The organism is Vibrio frigidus (assembly GCF_042465995.1).
Lineage (GTDB): Bacteria > Pseudomonadota > Gammaproteobacteria > Enterobacterales > Vibrionaceae > Vibrio.
The window spans coordinates 104168-124150 of record NZ_JBCDMC010000013.1; the positions used below are offsets into that span (position 1 = coordinate 104168).

Here is a 19983-nt window from a genome sequence, read left to right on the forward strand (position 1 = left end):
AAAGACGTAATGGGGTTCTGCGAAGAAAAGTATCCCTAAATTCCCGTTTGAATGGGAATTTAGGCTGTAATCGATTCCGATTATATTATTTCATTTTTGAAATTGTCTCTCTCTATATCTGCAATTTAACTTATCCATAACAATCACTATCCTATAGGTTAAACAAGGATGGTGAATTGTGGTAATTCAACTAACAGCGAAGCAAGCAGCGGAATGGATAGAAGATGGCCAAGCAATAATGCTAGGTGGCTTTATAGGTAGTGTTGTTCCTGAGGCAATAGAAAGGGCAATTGGAGAAAGGTTTGATTCTTTTGGCACACCGAAAGACCTAACCTTAATTTTCGCCGCTGGGCAGGGAGATGGAAAAGGTCGAGCTGTGAATCATTTGGCGAAAGCAGGGATGGTATCAACAGTGATCGGCGGTCATTGGGGCTTGGTTCCCAAATTACAAGAACTTGCCGTTTCTGAGCGCATTCAAGGCTACAATTTACCTCAAGGGATTATTTCACACCTCCTTAGGGATACAGCTGCTGGTAAATTAGGCACGATCAGTAAAGTGGGTCTTGGTACATTTGTCGACCCTAGAGTTGAAGGTGGAAAGATCAATAAAGTCACCAAGGAAGACTGGGTAGAGCTTATTGATCTACAAGGTGAAGAGCACCTTTTTTATCATAAGTTACCAGTTGATATAGCTATATTACGCGGAACAACAGCTGACGAAAATGGCAACATCACTATGGAAGATGAGTGTCTAATTGTTGAAAGTCTCGCGGCGGCGCAGGCGGCGAAAAATAGTGGTGGCAAAGTTATTGTGCAGGTTAAGCACATCGTTAAAGCGGGAGAGTTATCCCCTCATGCTGTAAAGATCCCCGGTATATTTGTTGATGCAATCGTTCAATGTCACGATTTGACTGAGCACATGCAAACCTTTGCAACTCAGATGAATCCTGCGTTTGTTGGAGAATATACTGAGCCTAAGGAGACAATCAAAGTATCACCTATGATATTGGATGCAAAAACAGTGATTGCTCGTCGAGCAGCAATGGAACTGAAACGAGGATCTATCCTTAATTTAGGTATTGGTGTGCCTGAATATATTGCAGCCGCAGCCAGTGAATCTGGCGTACTCGATCAGTTTGTATTGACCGTTGAACCTGGTGCTGTTGGTGGCAATCCTGCTGGAGGGTTAGATTTTGGCGCTTCGTCTTATCCTCAGGCAATTATAAGCCAAGATCAAATGTTTGATTTTTATGATGGTGGTGGGATAGATCAGGCGTTCCTTGGTTTAGCTCAATGCGATAAAAAAGGAGACATTAATGTCTCTCGATTTGGTGACAAAATAGCGGGCTGTGGTGGTTTCATTAACATTACCCAGAATGCTAAACAGGTCTATTTTTGCGGAACATTTACTGCAAAAGGGTTGGAAATTGAGTGTAAAGATGGCCAACTAAATATTCTTTCTGAAGGTGAAAATACCAAGTTTTTGTCTCAGGTTGAACAGATTACTTTCTGCGCGAAGCAAGCCCAATTAAGTAACAAAACAGTATTGTATATTACAGAGCGGGCAGTGTTTAAATTAGAGTCAACAGGATTGGAGTTGACAGAAATCGCGCCGGGTATAGACCTAGAAAAAGATGTTCTATCACAGATGGAATTTAAACCCAAGATCGCTTCCAACCTAACCAAAATGGATAAAACTATTTTCCAAACTCACTTTGATTTAAGGATGAATAATGACAATGGATAAAAAAATTGCGATTGTAACGGGAGCTGCTCGAGGGATTGGGAAGACGATTAGCCAGCAGTTGATAAAAGATGGTTTTTTTGTGATTGCTATTGATATGGTGGTGATAGATTGGCAAAAAAGTGAAGCGCTTTATTGTTATCAACTCGATCTTTGTGATCAGGTTGCAGTCGCCAATTCAGTAAAAGATATAAAAGAGAGGTTCCATAACGTTGACGTGCTCGTCAATAATGCAGGCATCACCAGAGATGCAATGCTTGGCGATATGTTGTCTAGCGATTGGGATAAAGTACTCGATATCAACCTAAAGGCCGTTTTTATCCTCACTCAACAGGTATCAACATTAATGTTAGAGCAGGGCTCCGGGAGCATTATTAATATTTCATCAATCGTTGGAACCGACGGCAACATAGGTCAAAGTAATTATGCGGCTTCAAAAGGTGGCGTGATAAGCATGAGTAAAGGTTGGGCGAAAGAGCTAGCAAGAAAAGGCGCTCAAATCAGGGTGAACTGCGTTGCGCCGGGCTTTATTTCCACCGAGATGACCAATGAGTTACCAGAAAAGGTCATTGAGTATATGCAGAAAAAGACGCCTTTAGGAAGAATGGGAACCGCGCAAGATATTGCCGATGGTGTCGCATTTCTAGCATCAAGTAAGAGCCAGTTTATTACTGGACAGGTTCTAAAGATTGATGGTGGCCTAGTTTTATAGAATCACCTTTGGAGCGATCATTTACCTTCTGATGAAATGATCGCTTTTTAATCTATTACGCTTGTTAGTATACCTTTGGTAAAACGACGACTTCGGTTTTTGCCCAAATATCATGAAAACCCCGTTTTTTAAGATCAAAAGGGACCAAAAGATTCGCTAGACCAAAACCAGAAGTACCAATTCGAATAAGTGCTTGAGTACGAGAGATTAAGCTCCCATCAGGGTTTTGAACTCGCAATTTCCACGTTCGCATTCCAACAGTCTGTCCTGCTTTTGTCCAAAAATAGACAAAGAAGCCAATCCAAATAACACCTAAATAAAGGGTAAAGACATGGCTCCAGATAGGGTGCGAACCTAGTAACTCACCCGGATCTTGGTATGAACCGTAAGTCATCACACCTAAAGCCACACAGGCTTCCAAAATGGCAATGATCAATCCTGCAGCAAACATTTCAATAGCAAGAACGATAATGCCATCATACAAAAGAGCGGCTAAACGTCGAATGACGCCTGCTGGGGGTAAGGATTGTTTTGTTGTCATTTTAGTTATTCTGATTTGATTTTTGAAACAGCATATAGATTTGTCGAGTATTTGAAAAGAGAGCTTATCGGCAGAATGTTCATTTTCAATTCCGATATAGGCCAATTAAACGAACATAAATGAAGTCGATTGCTCAATTTGATTGAAAACAGTGAGTATCCTTATAAAATAAGTTGGATCAACTCAGTCGTTAGTGGAGCATATGTGAAAGATTTTGATGTGAATTTGTTGCGAGTAATGGCTGTCTTACTAGAAGAGCGTAATGTTACGGCAGCGGCTGATCGTCTATGCCTAAGTCAATCCGCGGTGAGTAAGCAACTGGCAAAATTACGTGAAGCATTTGATGACCCGTTGTTTGAGCGTACGTCTAGGGAGATGACACCAACGCCCAAAGCATTATCTCTTGCGCCAAACATCCATGAGGTACTTAAGCAAATAGATCAACTCACCATTCCTTCAACGTTTGAACCCAATAAAAGCAGACGTAGGTTCAATATTGATTTGGTAGAAACGGCCTATACGGTTGCCTATCCGTATTTTATGCCTAGTTTACTCAAACAGGCTCCGAGTATTAGTATTACTAGCCGAACTTGGAATGAAGACAGCCTTGTGTGTTTACTGAGGCGGGAAATAGACTTTGGAATCGCAATTTTTGAGTGGGACGAACGGGCTAAATCCCATGTTAATGCTATCCCTGAAGAGCTGAATTATATTGAACTAGTACGAGATCATTCCGTTTGCCTCATGAGGAAAGGACATCCAGCCTTAAACGAAGATTGGAACATTGACACCTTTCTGAAGTACCGTCATCTGCAGGTGACTATTGGTGGTATTAGTGGGTGGTTGTTAAAGGAAATACTGCTATCTGAAAATAGGCAGCTAGATAATGCTGTTAACATGTCAGATGTGCCAAGTGCCGTTAAATTGTGCGAACAGAGTGATCTGTTGATGTGTTATCCAGAGTCTTCGGTAAAAGTACTTAACATGGATGCTAATCTTATTGTTAAGCCTATTCCTGTAAAGTTGGACTCGGGAGGGTATTTTTTATTATGGCACCGACATTTTGAAAATGATCCCAGTCACAAATGGTTACGAGAGTTGATCATTGAGCTTACTCCTAGTTGTGTTTCCGATATTTGAACCAAATGGGTAAACGTTACATTCTGAGGAAACTGAGCTAATGGAACGAGAACCGATGACTACATGGCTAATTATTCAACAACTGACTCACAACTAAGGAATTTCCTCTTGCACCCCTTAGTTTCATCCGTATAATGCCAAGCATCAAAGGGCATTAGCCTTACGATGCCGGTGTGGTGAAATTGGTATACACGACGGATTCAAAATCCGTTGCCGAAAGGCGTGGCGGTTCAAGTCCGCCCACCGGTACCATTATTTAAATAACAAAGCCTCGACTAACGTCGGGGCTTTGTTGTATCTAGAGTAATTATAAACTTAGCATTTATAACGTGATCTTTTTAACCCTTTCATTTTTATTACAATGTTACTCTTTTCCTTTCCGCTTTTTGGTAGAAGGTTCTACTCTATGCAACATGTTCTTATTATTGTTAACGATGCTCCCTATGGCTCTGAAAAGCTTTTTAATGCTTTGCGTCTTGCTATACAACTTAATGAGCAAGAGGGGAAACCTGTTAAGGTGAGCTTATTTTTATTGTCTGATGCTGTTACTGCTATTTTACCTAAGCAGTCTCCGAATGAAGGCTATAATATTCAACAAATGCTGGAGATAGTGATTGCGCAAAACAACCAAGTGAAGTTTTGTGGCTCTTGCGTTCAGGCTCGCGGGCTCTCTGGACTTGATGTTATTGAAGGCTGTGAATCTGCCACAATGGATGATTTAGCTCAGTGGGTAATTATGGCCGATAAAACCATCAGTTTTTAGATGTAATATCATTGCTGCGGTCTTTGTTTCTGTCTATTCCCTAGAATTCAAAATCTGTTGCCGAAAGTCATGGCGATTCAAGTCCTCTCTTTTATATTCTCAATGGTATTAATTTCTTTACAAAAAGCCTTATAACCTTTATTTAGATAGTGGATGATAATATCCAATTAACGGTTATAAGGCTTATATATGTATGACCCAATACAAGACGGGATAGAGAAAGTAGTACAATCAGTAAGTTATAAGGAAGCAAAACCACCAAGGGTTCTTGCTAAGTTAGTACATAGCTTTTGGGAGTTAAAAACAGAGATAAAATTACCGAGTGATTTTTGCCTTCATGCTTTGCCTGATGCTTGTGTGAATATTCTGTTCAATCAAAAAGATACTCGAATCGCTGGTGTTACAGCACTTCGTACTACTTACGAAAAACTTAATCTGGGCAAAGAGTTTCATTATGTTGGTATTCAATTCTTTCCTGGCGTGTGGCAAGGTAACCTAAATGAAACCTCCGATAGTTTTGTCGGGACGCCATACTTAGGTGATTTACCATTGATTGGTATAGGCAACGAACTTACTGAACTAAATTTTCCCTCCAAACAGTCCGTTCTGTCAAAATTAGTCGATCAACTTATCGATGAAAAACAAGTCGCAGCAAACTCTGTAACAGAGAAAATACTGTCAACGATAGACTCTATTCATACTGTGACTGCCATGGCTGATTCAGTGCAAATGTCTCCTCGTCAACTACAACGTGTACTCAAAAAATCGACAGGTTTTTCTCCTCATGACCTTATTAAAGTCTTACGATTACAGCAGTCATTCAAACAGCACTATTTGGATTCTTATGCCGACCAATCACACTTTATTCGTTCTTTTCGCAAAATTACAGGATACACACCGGAAGAATATTATCGTAAATTTGATGTCTGATTTATACAATACTTAAAATATCTGGTTGATTATTCTCTGTCATGACTTAAACACAAAAAGGATGAAGTCATGAATCAAAATGCAATCGGCTGGTTTGATATCTATGTGAATGATATGGATAGAGCAGTTTCTTTTTATCAATCTGTTTTTAAAAATAAATTAGATAGTATGCGAGACCCTACAGATAGTAATGCAGTAATGAGGAGCTTTCCGACCGACATGATGTCATACGGTGCTGGCGGAGCTCTCGTAAAAAGAGAAGGGTCAGGTCCAGCAACAGGTGGCACTCTTATTTATTTTGGTGTTGAAGATTGTTTAACAGAGGAATTACGTGTGAAAGGCGCGGGTGGTGAAGTAATTAGATCTAAAATGTCGATTGGAGAATTTGGTTGGGTGAGCATATGTATGGATACCGAAGGTAATACGTTTGGTCTCAGCTCTATGAAATAACCTTGAAGATAGGTATCTGCGAAATGTACGTAACCTATAGAAAGGAAATGCTATCACACGCCATATAATATTCTGTGGGCGTCATCGACATAACGACAAGTAAAAACAAGGATACCGAATGGCGTCCTTGTTTTTCTTGGTTAGAGTCGATTAGGCTTTTTCTATTTTAACGGGTATTCCGTGTCGGGCAGTGGAACCAAAGGTGGCATCTCGATATAAGCTCGCCCCTTTTCTGGTTGGATCAACAGCATTAAAGGCGTTGACACTCATTCCACCTCTCCTTTCCTTAATTCCAGCAAGTGTTTTTCCATCAATGGTGATGTCACTGGCACCAAATGCTGTGTGTCCAAAGCCAAGGGGTATCGCTATACAGCCTTTTGCAACGGTAGAGTCCGCTTGGACAACACCTTCAATAAAGGTACCTTTTGGCGATGTTACTCGGGCTATGTCTCCACTTTTGAGTCCATATTTAATGGCGTCAATCTCGTTCATCTGAATAAAGTTTGATGCACCTAGAGCCGTAATATTTTTTAATGTTACCGAATAAGGACTACGTAGCTGGTGTTTAAAGGTGGAAAATGATAGCGGGTACTCACTTTCGGTCCATAAGTCACGGATAGCCGTGCCATCCCAAAACCTTTGCTTGTCGTAGACAGGCTGGCCATCGAGATACTCTCCAGAATGGAAGTTAGTGATATGCGCCAGACCTTCATTATAGACTTGAAACTCAGCATCCCATCTCATCATCTCATTAAAGAATTCACCTTCGTAACGGCTGTCTACTGGATAGTAGCGGCCACCTCGGGTAAATAGGAACATGGTTGGTCCTATTTCTTCCGCTTTTAATCGAGCTTTCAGTTGCGGATATATTCTATCTACGCTGGTAAACTTAACGTCTTCTTCTGTTGGATTAGGGAGTACTTCGTCGCTATGAGCTAGATTCGCCAATACGGGAATATAGTAATCTTCCGGAGTGTGGATAGCTTTTGTATTTCCTGCTGTGTCTTTAAAGGCATGGTCACCAAAACCGGTAAGATTGAGCTGCTTTGAAACATCGATAAGGAACTGTTCCATACACACCTGATTGCCATCTGCATTTATTGGTGTTCTAGGAGAAATAATCGGGAATGAAACGACATCACCCATTAACTCACTTCCCCACTGACGAGAAGCGCCCCACTGTTCATATTGTGCCAAATCTGGCACGAAATAATCTGCGTAAATATTGGTTTCATTAAAATACGGGTCTGACGCGATAATTAGGCCCAATTGCTTTGGATCTTTGATGGAATCTTCGACCTGATCTTTCAAACCTGAACATGCATAAAGAGGATTATTGGCCCATGCTATCCAAGCCTTAAATTTGAACGGGTTGCCGTTGGCATGAGCAACAAGCAGTTCGCCTGCATTGTCTTGTACAAAGGTTTCATTCCACGGAGAGTCCGATGGGAATGGATTGATATTTTTTGCGACCTTTTCTTTATATTCGTTACTTTGACGATAGTCACCAGAACGTTCAGCATTAAAACCACTCACGTGGACATGTTCAAACGCCATCATATCGTATAAAGGCGAGGTATTCTCAAAGCCCATACTACCGGTATGCAGCATGCCACCTTTCGCGTTATGTGCACCAACTAATGTGGCAAGCATTATCATCGCAAATCCAAACTGCCCACCATCACTGGCATTGCATCCAGTATTCGTTTCGATTGAGACACGACGTCCGTGAGAAGTGAACTCATTAGCGAGTTCTATGATCTTCTCTTCTGGTATTTGACACTCGTTAGAGTAGTCAGACATCGAATACTTATTAACTCGATCTGCCAATAAAGAGAATGCAGTGGCTACCTGTATGGCTTGACCATCGTTGTCCGCTATCTCTCCGACAAAGGTAACATTACAAGGTGCGGAGCTGTCTGCTGTAGTTAATTGCTGGCTCTTAGCATCGATAACCATCTTGGTATCCGCGTCTCCCTTACCGCATGCCTCTGCTGTGAGGAATCGACGATACAAAGGATGTTTTTCATCAGTAACAACTAAGAACGGGGCGTTGGTGTAATTGATCTCACCAATTTTGCTTGCGCCTTCTTGGCTGCACGCCGCTAGATAGGATTTATTGTATCGTTCGTTATTGATGATGTACTGCATCATGGCATGCATTAATGCGGTATCACCACCCGAACGTATAGGTACCCATTCACATTTATCAGATGTAGATGATGAGGTAAGTGAACGCAAGATAGGATCGATAACAACATACTTGAATCTAGGATTTTGTGTACGGGCATCAGCGAGACGCTTAGACGCAGAGTTTAGACTGATGCCGCTTAAACCTGGGTTGGTGCCGATAAAAATAGCAAATTCACAATGCTCAAAATCAGTGGTCGGCAGCGCACCACTATTGGCTCCGTCTTCGACTCCTAATGCACAACCAGCAACCTGTTGGTGCCCGCAATATGAATCTTTGTTGCCGATATTAGGGGTTCCCCAGCTCGCTTCAGAAAAACGTTTATAGAATCCCCATCGAGCAGGATCTTCAGAACACCCGGTCACTAATAATTGATTTTTCTTTGGACCAAAATCAGGATAGTTTGGATTAGCGACGGTTTTCTCGTCATAGATATCCCTTAATCCTTCGACTGCACCTTCACCGAATAGATCGCCACCTTCAACAACTTCTTTGAGCAATTGTTCATACGAGATAGTCTTCCATTGATTTTCGCCACGTTTCCCAACTCGCTTTAAACACGTTGTCACGCGACGAGAATCCGTTATCGCATTCGGTACTGCATTGCCTCGTCCACATAGTGTGGCTCGATTTTGATTTCCTTGTTCTCCAGAAAGTTGCAACATGGCGTCTTGTGGAGAAACATCCATTGCTATCGGTCCTCCGGAATTGGTAGAGAGCGCATATGGGTTGCCACATACACGCAGTATTTGGTCAGTCTCATTGTCAATCCGTATACGGGCTCCACACACGTTATAACAGCCAAAACACTTGGTAAATGCAAAGCGTTGCTTCGGGTTATTGACGAGTTTATTGTCTGGACCAAAAATGAACTCAGGCTCAGGGCTTAATGGTGCATAGCGGCTTATGTCAGCACTTGTTTCAGATGCACTGGCTTTTGCGATGCTTGTCATTCCGCCTGTGATGGTTACCGCGGCTCCAGTTTTTAAAAATTGTCTACGATCCATAATTAGCGCTGCCATGTCGGTTCGGAGTTCAAGCTATGCGGTTGCTCACTTTCTGCATCCGTTAAGCCAATGTAGTAAACGTTAGGTTGAGTATTTTTATCTGATTGCAGCACTAACGCTTCTTGTGTGTTGAGTAAATTCGCTATTTCGCTGTCTGGATCATTAAGATCGCCAAAGACACGAGCACCACCAGTACAGGTTTCGACACAAGCGGGTAAAAAGCCTTGAGATGTTCTCTGAATACAGAAATTGCACTTGTCTACTGTTCCAGTTTTACTGTTGGTAAAACGTACACCGTCATAAGGGCAGGTGTAGACACAGAAATTACAGTTGATGCAACCGGTTGAATCAACAACAACAATACCGTCTTCATTTCGTTTAAAGGTTGCGCCAGTAGGGCAGACCTTGGTACATACAGGGTTTTCACACTGATTACACAGGAGAGGAAGGTTAACTACGTAGTCTTTGCCATTGATTTGAGTGCTGCTTTGCAAAACTTGGGTACGATGTTCATGAGCTTCGTTACCGTTTTCTTGATTGCAAGCGGTAACACAGGCTTTACAACCATTGCAACGGCGAAGATCAATTGCCATTGCTAAGCGTTTGATTTTTGTTTTTGAATCGCCAGCCATCACTGATGCAATAACAGGAGAGGCTGACACCAGTGATACGGTAGTTCCGCCGGCGAGTAGCTTAATCGCTTTACGTCTATCCATTATGATTTTAGCCTTATTTTTCTTTTTTATTTAGAGTGTTATACCAGCGATTATGGTGCTGTTTAGCCCAGTTCTCATCGCACTTACCATTGATCATATTGCTTAAGCCACCTTCGGATATTACGGTAGCCATAAAGATATGTACCACGGCAAATGCACCGATAATCATCGCAGAAATGATATGAAGAGAAATAACAACAGGCGCGGTATTATAGGTAGGTGCTATTTCGGGAAAAAATAACATAAGGCCTGTAATAGATAGAATTAAGAAGTTGATTGCGAATACCCAAAACCAAAGCTTCTCACCACCATTCGCAAACCCTGCTTCTGGATGTTGTTTGTCGCCGAAGTTTATGTATCCACCTGCTTTTTTAAACCAGTCAATATCATATTTTTTAAATAGCTGTTTCTTCCACCATATTGTCACAATGATAGAAGCACCAACTATGAACGGAAATACGGCTATTTCATGCAAATTGGATGAAAATTGAACCGCGTTTGCCCAACTCGTGCTACCAGGTTCGAATAGAACTTTTGCCGCACCAATAACGATGCCAGTAAGAATCAAAATAAGGCAAGGAATTGCTCCTAACCAATGTACAATTACGCTAGGAATCGACCAGCGTTGAATCATCTTGCCGCTAAAGCCTCCGTCTATCTTGGATGTGCCATTTACCAAGACAAATAAGCTCATGAGCAGCGCGACACCAAAAACACTCGCGACTAACAACCATGACAAGGTTGTTTGACTCGACAGAAGATCGAGCCATATAGAAGATTGTTCCATAATAATCCTGCATTATTAATATTAAATTATGGTTTAACCAATTAGATAAACACCTATTTATTATAATTAACAGCACTCATGTTGAATGTCGTTAATATTATCAATCGATGAAGCATCTAGTTTGTTAAAATATTTAAACAGCATGTTACTACTGGTAACATGTGTAAGTCGTTAAACTTACCGTTGGTAACTTGTGTGGTTTTTTTGATGTTACCATTGGTAAGTTAAAGTAATTGTGATTTTTACCATGTTTTCATAATAGTATCTTTATGAAAATGCCTAGCTATCTAGATAACTAATGATTTTTTGATTTAAATCATTAAAACTAATGGGGATAATTTTATATATCGTTTGCTTTCAATTTAACTTGTTGTTTTTGTTTAATTTTAAAGTTGTTTTTCTAAGTGAATGGTAGTTAGGAGGTGATATTGGTTACATATCTTCATTCGTCATTATCTAATTGGCAGTAGTAACGCTACTGATCAGATTGTTACAAAGTGAACATAGTATGTGGAAAGGCGGTAGGTTTTAATATTATTGAGTAAGTATTCTATGTATCTCTAATTGTAGATAATCCAAGGCAATCTCTCTTGGTATCTGCTCAGAGATGATAGATTCCCCGATAGATTCAATAATACTATTAATAGCGATTATCTTTAACCTATTATGATGATATTCATTTGTAACGGACATCTGAAAAATATCGGCATAAGATTCTATAAAAAAATCTTGAATGTTTTTAGAAAGATCTATGTTATTTGGGTAAGATTTAAGAGCCGCAACCGTTAAGTCATAAATCTCGCCATTTATTTGCATACAATTAATATAAGATTCACAAAGAATAGAAATAATATCGGTGATGGATTGATTACTCGATTCTTTGGCTGTTTGAATCGATTCTATCAGACGATTATCGATGTCTTGATATATTTGCTTTAACAAATTTTCTTTGTTTTCAAAATGATTATAGGCTACGGGTTTAGTTACTCCGGCCTCTTCTGCGACAGTGGATAATGTTAATGCTTCTGAGCCACGATTTTTGATAATCGATACCGCGACAGATAATAACTGTTCTCTTCTCTCATCTTTGAGCATACGTTTTGACATTTTTCACCCGAGATAAGCTTAAACAAGCAAATAAAATAACTAACTGAAAATAATTATACTTTTCGCCTACCACGCGCACAAGGAGATAAACAACGATCAACAAGGTTTATTCCGGCTAAAAATATTAGTTAGGGACATTATTGTAAAAGGCAACCCATGGGCTGCCTTCGTTGCATTGCAAAATCGACTTATCACCACATGAGATCATCTGGGACAACAAACTCTGCGTAAGGGTCGTCTTCTGCGAGTTCTTTTTCTGAAGAAGATTTGTTTTCAATGACAGCTTCAGCATCTCTTTCTGCGATTTTATAAGCAACAGATGAAGGGATAACAGCATAATTGTCTTCATATCTAGCGACAGAAAGAATCCCTTTAATCAATTGCCCTCTTGTTTCGTTATCTACGTACAGAGACTTAACTAGAGTACCATCGGTAAAGTTATATTTTATATCGCCATGTTTCTGATCGATTTTATTCATTTCAATGAGCTGCTTGACTTGAGCTTTAAGCTCTCTGCCAAATTGTTGCTCATCTCTCTGTTTATTGAGCTCGATATCTCGTAACCTTTGCGATTCTTTGTTTTGTTCTACTGCCGCTTTAGCTTCACGCGCTTGAACTCTAGATTTTTTTGAGCCTTTTGTGGCCTTTTTTAGTTTCTTTTCGTTTACTAAGCCAGCCTTTAGTAACTGGTCTTGCAAGCTTAACTTTGCCATGTCTATTCCAAGTTGGTTTTTAATCATTTTCTCATTTATAGCCGTGATTGACACTTTTTATTGATTAGCTAATTAAAAATGTTTAACACGCATGATATCAATGAAGGGTCAGCAGTGTGAAATGTTAACATTAATTTTGAATGCAATCTAAACGGTTCCCGCTAACTAAGTTTACATGAGTTTTATATAAGCAAAATAGTAACTTTCTCACTTTTGAGTCAAAGTTCAGAAATGTGGATAAAATATTAATAAATAAAGAAAACACTATAGATAGTTCCGTTCAATGTGAGTAGCCTTGCTTATCAGTGCGTAATATAATGCACGTATAATAAATTGAGAGAAAAAGGAATTCTTATGAAGAAGTTAGTAATGCTCGCGTCCACAATGTTAATGCTGTCTCCCCAGTTGGTTCAAGCTGAAGCTTATATCGGTGGCAAGTTAGGTTATTCATGGTTGGATGGGTCGTGTCCAACGGATAGCTCGTGTAGCGATGATGGTGGCGCTGGTGGTATTTATGGTGGTTATAACTTTACAGATATGTTCGGTTTAGAAGCTGGTTATGATTATTTGGGTGATTTTAAAGCGGCACCTTTTGATGATTCAATGAAGGCATTCACTCTCGCGCCAAAACTGACTATCCCAGTTAATGATATTGACTTATACGGTAAGCTTGGTGCTGCATGGGTTGATTATGCAGATATTAACGATACTGTACTATTAGCCGCAATAGGTGCTGAATATGGTTTTTCAGATAATATTTTTGGACGAGTAGAGTATCAACGTGTCAATAATATTACGAAAGGGGTTGTCGATAATTTAGATGTAAATTCTTTTTTCTTCGGACTCACCTATAAATTTGGCTCTAGTGCGCCAGCCGCTGTTGCTGTTGCTGAAGAATTAGCACCAGAGCCTATTCAAGAAGAAGTGGTTGCAGAGGCGATACCAGTACCCGAAACAAGATTGTTTCAAGAGTACGGTGTAGAGCTGTTTGATAATGACAGTTTTGAACTAGCACCAAATAGCGAACAGTATTTCAATTGGTTGGTTGGTGTTTTGAATAAATACCCTCAAGCTGAGGCTGAAATCATTGGGCATACTGATTCACGAGGTTCGGAAAAATATAATCAGTCATTGTCACAACAACGTGCACAGTCAGTAGCCGATTATTTGTATACACAAGGAATCGAAGAATCAAGAATTACTGTCCGTGGTGAGGGTGAAAGTAAACCTAAGACTTCAAATGATACTAAAGAAGGCCGCATGGAAAACCGTCGTGTAGAAGTCATTATTGATGAGTTTGAGATAGCACAATAGTGACGTGTGATTTTATTCAATATTAGTCAATTTCGGTAAATATTGGGAAAGGCTAGAGCATGAGTTGGCTCTGGCCTTTTTCTTTGTCTGCTGCGCTTGGATTGAGGCATTCAATATTGATGAAATCATAGGTAATATATTGAAATAAAATAAATTAATTATTGCCAATTCTTATTAAACCATGACCAGTTGAAGTTTTAAGTTGTCTGCTTAATCTCTGTTCTTTTATTGATATGGATCATCGTAGTTGGCGGAATTAGAAAACCAAAAATGGGATTTGTGATTTGTTACGCAGCAAGGGTAAACATTAAGGGCTAAGTTTTTTATTCAGTTAGTATTCAACAGGGGGAGGTGGTGAATGTTTTCGACAGGGGATAAACCTGGTGTAGGTTCATATGTATGCGCAAAATGTAAGATTGCTGTCGTACTAGGTGACGACAGAGAAATACTACCTTATTGTCCGTGTTGTGAATCGAATGAATACATGGCTCGAAATTGGAACGAAGAAGAAGCGTGATTTTTTAGCGATAAGCTTTAAGCCTCGATACATTCGAGGCTTTTTTGTATCTGATGCCTAAGATTATTTTGGCCCTCAAGCGGGCTGTGCCATTATGAGTAAAATATCTTATTAGAGTAAGAATCTTAATATGTTAGATAATGTTAATTTGAATCTACTGCGCTCCCTTCTTATTTTATTGGAAGAATGCCATGTTACTCGATCGGCTGAACGACTAAACATCACTCAATCTGCGGTCAGTCGGCAATTAGCACAACTACGAAACTTATTTGATGACCCCTTGCTCATTCGAGACGGTAATGAATTATACAAAACACCTAAAGCCGCAGAACTTAAAGTTAAATTAGAGCAGTTGTTTGGCGAATTTAAATATCTTATTGAAGAGCAATCTTTTGAACCTGAGAAGTGGGCAGGGGAAGTGAGTTTCTCTTGTAGTGACTATGTCGCCCAATATATTTTTCCAGAAATTGTTAAAAAAGTAAGTAGTTATACCCAAAAAGCCAAATTTAACTATCACCTTTGGCAGCCTCATTTAATCGAAAATTTTGCAAATAGTCCGATAAAGTTGGCTTCTACTCTTTTAGCCAATAAACCCAAAGGTCTATCTGGAAAATTAATTGGTGAAGACAATTTGGTTTGCGTTATGAGGAATACACACCCTTTGTCTAGTAAAAATGAGCTTTTTCTTGATGATATTCTTAGCTTCCAACATGTCATGATCACGGGTGGTGGTGATAAGAACAGTGAATTTGATGCTCGTTTATCTGCACTTAAGAGAAGCCGGGATATTGGTTTAAAGGTTCCCTTTTACTCTGCGGCATTGAGTTCATTGATAAACACCGATTACTTGCTTGTTATTCCTCAACATATTGCGAGGAATATGTGCGCGCATTTACCTATTTCTTATTACAGTCTTCCGATTGACTTGCCGGTGCAAAGGTATTGGCTTTTATGGCACCCAAAATATGATAACGAACCTTCCCATCAATGGGTAAGAGAATTATCTTATGAGATTATGAGAAGTTCGATCTACTCAGTAGGGTATGACTCTAACTGATGGTGAGCATGAGTATTGTTGATTTCATTTAATGGCGATTTTTTGTTAGCTTGACGATAGTTCGGATATTTTTGTCAAAAACGTTGAAGGAACACAAAATGACATTCTCAGTTTGGTTATCTCTTTTTACCATCTGCTTATTGGGTGCTATGTCACCTGGACCCAGTTTAGCCATAGTAGTAAAACACAGTTTAGCTGGGGGGAGAATCAATGGTGTTGCAACAGCATGGGCACATGCAACTGGCATAGCGATATATGCGTTTGTTACTCTCGTTGGGCTAGCGGCTTTATTGCATGAATACCCCACTTTATTTACCGTGATTAGCTATCTGGGCGCTGTTTATTTGGCCTATCTGGGTTTTTTAGCCTTAAGGTCTAAAGGCGGCGTGGCTGCTAAGCTTGAGTCGGGTGAGAGAGTCAGTGTGTTGCAGTCTGCAAAAGAAGGTTTTTTGATTTCAGTAACAAGCCCTAAAATAATGATTTTTTTTACCGCACTCTTCTCACAATTTGTCGGTGTGGGGGCTGAGTTATCCAGCCGGGTGATTGTGGTAGCGACACCTTATTTTGTTGATGGTTTATGGTATACCTTTCTCGCTTTTATGCTCTCTTCACCAACATTACTTGATAAATTGAAAAGCAAAGCAGTCCTGATTGATCGGCTCTCTGGTATCGTTCTTATTGCTTTGGCATTAAGGGTTGTTTGGGTCGCATAGGGAGTAAGTAACCCATATTTACTGATCTTCATCGGTTAGTAATAAATTCATGTATAAATGAAGCATCTTACAATTCATTCACCTATCTTATTGATTATTATCAATGAGCAAGGGCAATAATTTGTGTAAAAGTAATGCTCTTTCTTCTAGAGCTATTTGAGAAACCGATGACGACCAACAGTTCAAGTGATCCATTGAATAAAATGTATTCAAAGGATGTAAACCTTATTTCTACTACAGATACTTCCAGTATTGTTACTTACGCGAATAGTACTTTCTGTGATGTCGCCGAATATCAAGAACAAGAACTGATTGGCAACCCTCATAATATGGTTAGGCATAAAGATATGCCTAAAGCCGCATTTGGTCAGCTTTGGCAGTATATAAAATCGGGTAAAAGTTGGATGGGATTGGTCAAAAACCAATGTAAAGGTGGTGGTCATTATTGGGTCTCTGCTTTTGTAACTCCGATAATGAATGAGAAAGGCGAAATAATTGAATACCAATCTGTACGCTCAAAACCAGAACCAGAGCAGGTTGATAGGGCGGCTAATCTCTATAAAAAGATGAATAATGGCGATAACGTATCTCGCCAACGTTTTTCATCTCTTTCTATCAACGTTATGCTTTCTGCGCTTGTTATGTTGCAAGCCATTCTATTGTTCTTTGGAGTAAACCCTGTTTACATTGGCTTGTTTGGTATAAGCCTCGGCTGTGTTCTACTCGTTTCCTCTCTCTATCAGAAATCCAGATTCAATAAAATCGCGGAGTTGGCCAAAGAATCCTATGACAATCCATTAATGGAGAAACCTTATACAGGTTATTTTGATGATTGCTCTCGGGTTGAATTAGCGTTAATGATGAGAAGGGCAGAACTGCGTGCAGTCTCGGGTAGAACGACAGAAGTGACAGGAAAAATTTTAAACTCTGCAGAGGAGGAATTCAGAACGATAAAATCAATTGAACAGAGTTTAGGGCAACAATTTAGTGAAACGGAGCAAGTCGCAGCGGCGGCGGAGGAGCTCAGTCAGTCAATACATGAGGTAGCGAGCAGTGCTTCTCGTGCCTCCAAGGTAACAGAAGAAGCAAATCAAGAGTCTCAAAAAGGTTTAGAAAGCATCGCAATAACGATAGAAGTCATTGATAAACTTGCAGCAGAGTTAGAAAGTTCTAGGTCTGTTATTGATAGTCTTGCGCAAAACAGTCAGAAAATTGAAGGTATCCTTGACGTAATTGGGAATATTTCAGAACAAACTAATTTATTAGCATTAAATGCCGCGATTGAAGCAGCAAGGGCAGGAGAGCATGGCCGAGGTTTTGCTGTTGTTGCCGATGAAGTTCGTTCACTTGCGACGAAAACAAGATCGTCTACTAATGAAATCCAAGAAATGATTGCCCAATTACAAGCAACGGCAACGAATGCCGTAGATATCATGACGCGTGGCGGTGAATTATCATCCGAATGTACTGATAGAGCCAATCAAACTGGTGATGTACTTAATAACATAAGTAGCATGTTGAATCAGGTTACAGATAATAGCCATCAAATCGCTGTATCCGTTGACCAACAGGCAAGTGTAACGAATGAAGTTAATCGCAATGTTGCGAATATCAAAAATCTAGCAGATGAGACACTACGGGTTTCGAGCTCTTCTGTGTTGAGAACCAGCCAATTAGTTGATGACCTTGATGGCCTGCAAAGGCTTATACGTCAGTTTTAATGGTAATATGCAGAAAAGGCTACAGTGTTTGGCCTTTTCTGTTTCTGCTATATACTAATCCTATGACAGAAAGAACATCAGTGATCTGAATTAGGCTTAATAGAGAGAAAGTTTTGCTCTATCCTTTAGATTGAATCTCCCATGAGTATCAAAAAAGAGTCAGCAAAATAATCACGTGGCAATAATTAAAATTACAGTAGACAGACTTCAACCCGGAATCCACATTCGATTGCCCGTCAAATGGAATGAGCACCCGTTTTTATTTAACAGCTTCAAACTAAAATCTCAAGATCAGATCGATCTCATTAAACATTTGAACATTCAATATGTATATGTTGATCCTACTCAGAGTGATGTTGCTCCCCTTCCTGTCAAAGAAAGTCCAGATGTAGATATCGCTGATTCTGAAAGTATCGACCTTGAAGCGAAAAAAATGTGGGAAGAGAAACAAGCTCGTATAGACAAACTTAATGTCTATAGAAAAAGAGTGATCAATTGCGAGAAGGAATTCGAACGTTCACTGTCTCAGCTACGCTCTGTCATGAGTAAGGTAAGGAATCGCCCTGAGTCTGCTGTTGAAGAAGCAAGACTTATGGTTGATGACATCGTTGAAAAATTGTTATCGGATGATAGCGTCACATTGCATCTGATGAATGGCAAGAATGAATTTGAAGATATGTACTTTCACTCACTCAACGTGTCAGTGCTTGCGATGATGATAGCGAAAAGCAAAGGTTTCGATTCGCAGCAGATTAAAGACATTGCATTTGGTGCTCTTTTTCATGATATAGGAAAGATTAAGCTCCCGACGACTATCCTTAGAAAACAGACCGCGCTTACCATACCTGAAAACAATTACTTAAAATTGCATCCAAAATATGGATTAGATATAGCGGAATCAGCAAAAAACTTTCCAATATCAACCAAGAACATCATCATCCAACATCATGAAACGTTAGATGGCTCTGGTTATCCCAATGGATTAAAAGGGGATGCGATAGATGAGCTTGCTCAAGTTGTCTCGCTGGCTAACGCTTACGATAATCTGTGTCATAACAATATCGTTACCGAGCAGAAAATTCCTTATTATGCTTTGTCTCATCTATATAAGAACTGTAAACACCTCTATAGCGCTGACAATTTAAACCTTTTGATCAAGTTTATGGGCGTTTACCCACCAGGAACAGTGGTTCGCCTATCGAATAAAATGGTTGGATTAGTTATTTCAGTGAATGCCAAGCATATATTGTCCCCTAATGTACTGTTATATGATCCTAAGGTGCCACGGACTCAAGCCCCAATATTGGATCTGGCGGATGAAGATTTAAAAATAGCAGGCACTATCTTACCCGCCAAGCTTCCGGAAAATATAAGAGAGTATTTAAATCCTCGCTCTCGTATAGCTTATTTTTTTGATAGCGATGAATAGGTAAAAACGTACTTTATCCACAGCGGCCTGTGTATAAAGTGTGTGTGAACCATGTATTAATCGGTATTGAAATAAAACACCAATAAAACCACTTTTTTCTCAAAAAACAGTTGCTAAGTTAAGTGCACTCTCTATAATGCGCCTCACTGACACGGTAGAGCCCACAAGGCTTTGCGGATAAATCAGTAAGACGAGCAGCTTGAAAAAGCCTTTCGAAATTAAAATGAAAAAGTATTTGACTCTTCACTTTAAATCGCTAGAATGCACGTCCGCTTCAAGGAAAGCTTTACAGCAACTGAGAAGCAACGCTCTTTAACAATTTAAACCTATATCAATCTGTGTGGGCACTCGTTGATGACAATCGAAGATGATTCTCTGCCTTAGGGCACGAAATCAACAACGGTTTCAATGAACTGAGTGACCTAATTTGA

Annotated in this window: 18 protein-coding genes and 1 tRNA gene; 13 read left to right on the top strand and 6 right to left on the bottom strand. The window is 39.8% G+C overall.

The genetic code is table 11. From position 1 onward, the window contains the following. Positions 1-178 precede the first annotated feature (178 nt). Entirely contained in the window at positions 179-1747 is a 1569-nt protein-coding gene (locus AACW90_RS19660; protein ID WP_390237910.1) for an acyl CoA:acetate/3-ketoacid CoA transferase, read from the top strand. Further along, positions 1734-2456, top strand: coding sequence for an SDR family oxidoreductase (locus AACW90_RS19665; RefSeq protein ID WP_390237912.1), 723 nt, complete (start codon positions 1734-1736; stop codon positions 2454-2456). Before AACW90_RS19660 ends, AACW90_RS19665 begins: the two co-directional genes overlap by 14 nt. A gap of 64 nt (positions 2457-2520) precedes the next feature. Here the strand turns inward: AACW90_RS19665 and AACW90_RS19670 are convergent, their stop codons facing one another. Further along, positions 2521-2997: an RDD family protein gene (locus AACW90_RS19670; protein ID WP_390237914.1), complete on the bottom strand. Its 477-nt coding sequence runs from the start codon at positions 2995-2997 to the stop codon at positions 2521-2523. A gap of 204 nt (positions 2998-3201) precedes the next feature. Between AACW90_RS19670 and AACW90_RS19675 the strand changes: the two genes are divergently transcribed. The 5 genes from AACW90_RS19675 to AACW90_RS19695 all read left to right on the top strand — a co-directional run bounded on the left by AACW90_RS19675 (position 3202) and on the right by AACW90_RS19695 (position 6280). After that, complete coding sequence (locus AACW90_RS19675; protein WP_390237916.1) at positions 3202-4137, top strand: LysR family transcriptional regulator; 936 nt, start codon at positions 3202-3204, stop codon at positions 4135-4137. 167 nt (positions 4138-4304) lie between these two features. Continuing rightward, positions 4305-4389 (top strand) — tRNA-Leu (locus AACW90_RS19680). 154 nt (positions 4390-4543) lie between these two features. Continuing rightward, a complete protein-coding gene (locus tag AACW90_RS19685; RefSeq protein ID WP_390237919.1) occupies positions 4544-4900 on the top strand; it encodes a DsrE/DsrF/TusD sulfur relay family protein in 357 nt (118 codons plus the stop codon). 189 nt (positions 4901-5089) lie between these two features. Beyond that, a complete protein-coding gene (locus tag AACW90_RS19690) occupies positions 5090-5830 on the top strand; it encodes a DUF6597 domain-containing transcriptional factor (protein ID WP_390237922.1) in 741 nt (246 codons plus the stop codon). Positions 5831-5899: 69 nt separating this feature from the next. Then, a complete protein-coding gene (locus AACW90_RS19695) occupies positions 5900-6280 on the top strand; it encodes a VOC family protein (RefSeq protein ID WP_390237924.1) in 381 nt (126 codons plus the stop codon). A gap of 150 nt (positions 6281-6430) precedes the next feature. Here the strand turns inward: AACW90_RS19695 and AACW90_RS19700 are convergent, their stop codons facing one another. The 5 genes from AACW90_RS19700 to AACW90_RS19720 all read right to left on the bottom strand — a co-directional run bounded on the left by AACW90_RS19700 (position 6431) and on the right by AACW90_RS19720 (position 12801). Continuing rightward, positions 6431-9478: a tetrathionate reductase subunit A gene (locus AACW90_RS19700; protein ID WP_390237927.1), complete on the bottom strand. Its 3048-nt coding sequence runs from the start codon at positions 9476-9478 to the stop codon at positions 6431-6433. A 2-nt stretch (positions 9479-9480) separates the two neighbouring features. Next, positions 9481-10194: a 4Fe-4S dicluster domain-containing protein gene (locus AACW90_RS19705; protein WP_390237930.1), complete on the bottom strand. Its 714-nt coding sequence runs from the start codon at positions 10192-10194 to the stop codon at positions 9481-9483. A 13-nt stretch (positions 10195-10207) separates the two neighbouring features. Beyond that, the gene (locus AACW90_RS19710; RefSeq protein ID WP_390237933.1) at positions 10208-10981 is read right to left on the bottom strand and encodes a formate dehydrogenase subunit gamma; all 774 of its coding nucleotides are present in this window, start codon (positions 10979-10981) and stop codon (positions 10208-10210) included. Positions 10982-11515: 534 nt separating this feature from the next. Then, positions 11516-12088: a TetR/AcrR family transcriptional regulator gene (locus tag AACW90_RS19715; protein WP_390237935.1), complete on the bottom strand. Its 573-nt coding sequence runs from the start codon at positions 12086-12088 to the stop codon at positions 11516-11518. 191 nt (positions 12089-12279) lie between these two features. Then, positions 12280-12801, bottom strand: a complete 522-nt coding sequence (locus tag AACW90_RS19720) for a DUF2058 domain-containing protein (RefSeq protein ID WP_390237937.1) — start codon at positions 12799-12801, stop codon at positions 12280-12282. Between the two features lie 354 nt (positions 12802-13155). Between AACW90_RS19720 and AACW90_RS19725 the strand changes: the two genes are divergently transcribed. The 6 genes from AACW90_RS19725 to AACW90_RS19750 all read left to right on the top strand — a co-directional run bounded on the left by AACW90_RS19725 (position 13156) and on the right by AACW90_RS19750 (position 19552). Beyond that, the gene (locus tag AACW90_RS19725) at positions 13156-14115 is read left to right on the top strand and encodes an OmpA family protein (RefSeq protein WP_390237940.1); all 960 of its coding nucleotides are present in this window, start codon (positions 13156-13158) and stop codon (positions 14113-14115) included. Positions 14116-14473: 358 nt separating this feature from the next. Continuing rightward, the gene (locus AACW90_RS19730) at positions 14474-14632 is read left to right on the top strand and encodes a hypothetical protein (protein WP_390237943.1); all 159 of its coding nucleotides are present in this window, start codon (positions 14474-14476) and stop codon (positions 14630-14632) included. 130 nt (positions 14633-14762) lie between these two features. Further along, the gene (locus AACW90_RS19735) at positions 14763-15689 is read left to right on the top strand and encodes a LysR family transcriptional regulator (protein WP_390237947.1); all 927 of its coding nucleotides are present in this window, start codon (positions 14763-14765) and stop codon (positions 15687-15689) included. Between the two features lie 98 nt (positions 15690-15787). Beyond that, on the top strand, positions 15788-16402 hold the full coding sequence (locus AACW90_RS19740) for a LysE family translocator (RefSeq protein WP_390237950.1): 615 nt from the start codon (positions 15788-15790) through the stop codon (positions 16400-16402). Between the two features lie 167 nt (positions 16403-16569). Next, entirely contained in the window at positions 16570-18123 is a 1554-nt protein-coding gene (locus tag AACW90_RS19745) for a methyl-accepting chemotaxis protein (protein ID WP_390237971.1), read from the top strand. A gap of 175 nt (positions 18124-18298) precedes the next feature. Further along, a complete protein-coding gene (locus tag AACW90_RS19750) occupies positions 18299-19552 on the top strand; it encodes an HD-GYP domain-containing protein (protein WP_390237953.1) in 1254 nt (417 codons plus the stop codon). Positions 19553-19983 lie beyond the last annotated feature (431 nt).

Excerpts from the sequence above, each read along its gene's own strand:
- AACW90_RS19665 (WP_390237912.1), top strand. The coding sequence starts at position 1,734 with ATGACAATGGATAAAAAAATTGCGATTGTAACGGGAGCTGCTCGAGGG.
- AACW90_RS19670 (WP_390237914.1), bottom strand. The coding sequence starts at position 2,997 with ATGACAACAAAACAATCCTTACCCCCAGCAGGCGTCATTCGACGTTTA.
- AACW90_RS19685 (WP_390237919.1), top strand. The coding sequence starts at position 4,544 with ATGCAACATGTTCTTATTATTGTTAACGATGCTCCCTATGGCTCTGAA.
- AACW90_RS19690 (WP_390237922.1), top strand. The coding sequence starts at position 5,090 with ATGTATGACCCAATACAAGACGGGATAGAGAAAGTAGTACAATCAGTA.
- AACW90_RS19695 (WP_390237924.1), top strand. The coding sequence starts at position 5,900 with ATGAATCAAAATGCAATCGGCTGGTTTGATATCTATGTGAATGATATG.
- AACW90_RS19700 (WP_390237927.1), bottom strand. The coding sequence starts at position 9,478 with ATGGATCGTAGACAATTTTTAAAAACTGGAGCCGCGGTAACCATCACA.
- AACW90_RS19705 (WP_390237930.1), bottom strand. The coding sequence starts at position 10,194 with ATGGATAGACGTAAAGCGATTAAGCTACTCGCCGGCGGAACTACCGTA.
- AACW90_RS19710 (WP_390237933.1), bottom strand. The coding sequence starts at position 10,981 with ATGGAACAATCTTCTATATGGCTCGATCTTCTGTCGAGTCAAACAACC.
- AACW90_RS19715 (WP_390237935.1), bottom strand. The coding sequence starts at position 12,088 with ATGTCAAAACGTATGCTCAAAGATGAGAGAAGAGAACAGTTATTATCT.
- AACW90_RS19720 (WP_390237937.1), bottom strand. The coding sequence starts at position 12,801 with ATGGCAAAGTTAAGCTTGCAAGACCAGTTACTAAAGGCTGGCTTAGTA.
- AACW90_RS19725 (WP_390237940.1), top strand. The coding sequence starts at position 13,156 with ATGAAGAAGTTAGTAATGCTCGCGTCCACAATGTTAATGCTGTCTCCC.
- AACW90_RS19730 (WP_390237943.1), top strand. The coding sequence starts at position 14,474 with ATGTTTTCGACAGGGGATAAACCTGGTGTAGGTTCATATGTATGCGCA.
- AACW90_RS19735 (WP_390237947.1), top strand. The coding sequence starts at position 14,763 with ATGTTAGATAATGTTAATTTGAATCTACTGCGCTCCCTTCTTATTTTA.
- AACW90_RS19740 (WP_390237950.1), top strand. The coding sequence starts at position 15,788 with ATGACATTCTCAGTTTGGTTATCTCTTTTTACCATCTGCTTATTGGGT.
- AACW90_RS19745 (WP_390237971.1), top strand. The coding sequence starts at position 16,570 with ATGACGACCAACAGTTCAAGTGATCCATTGAATAAAATGTATTCAAAG.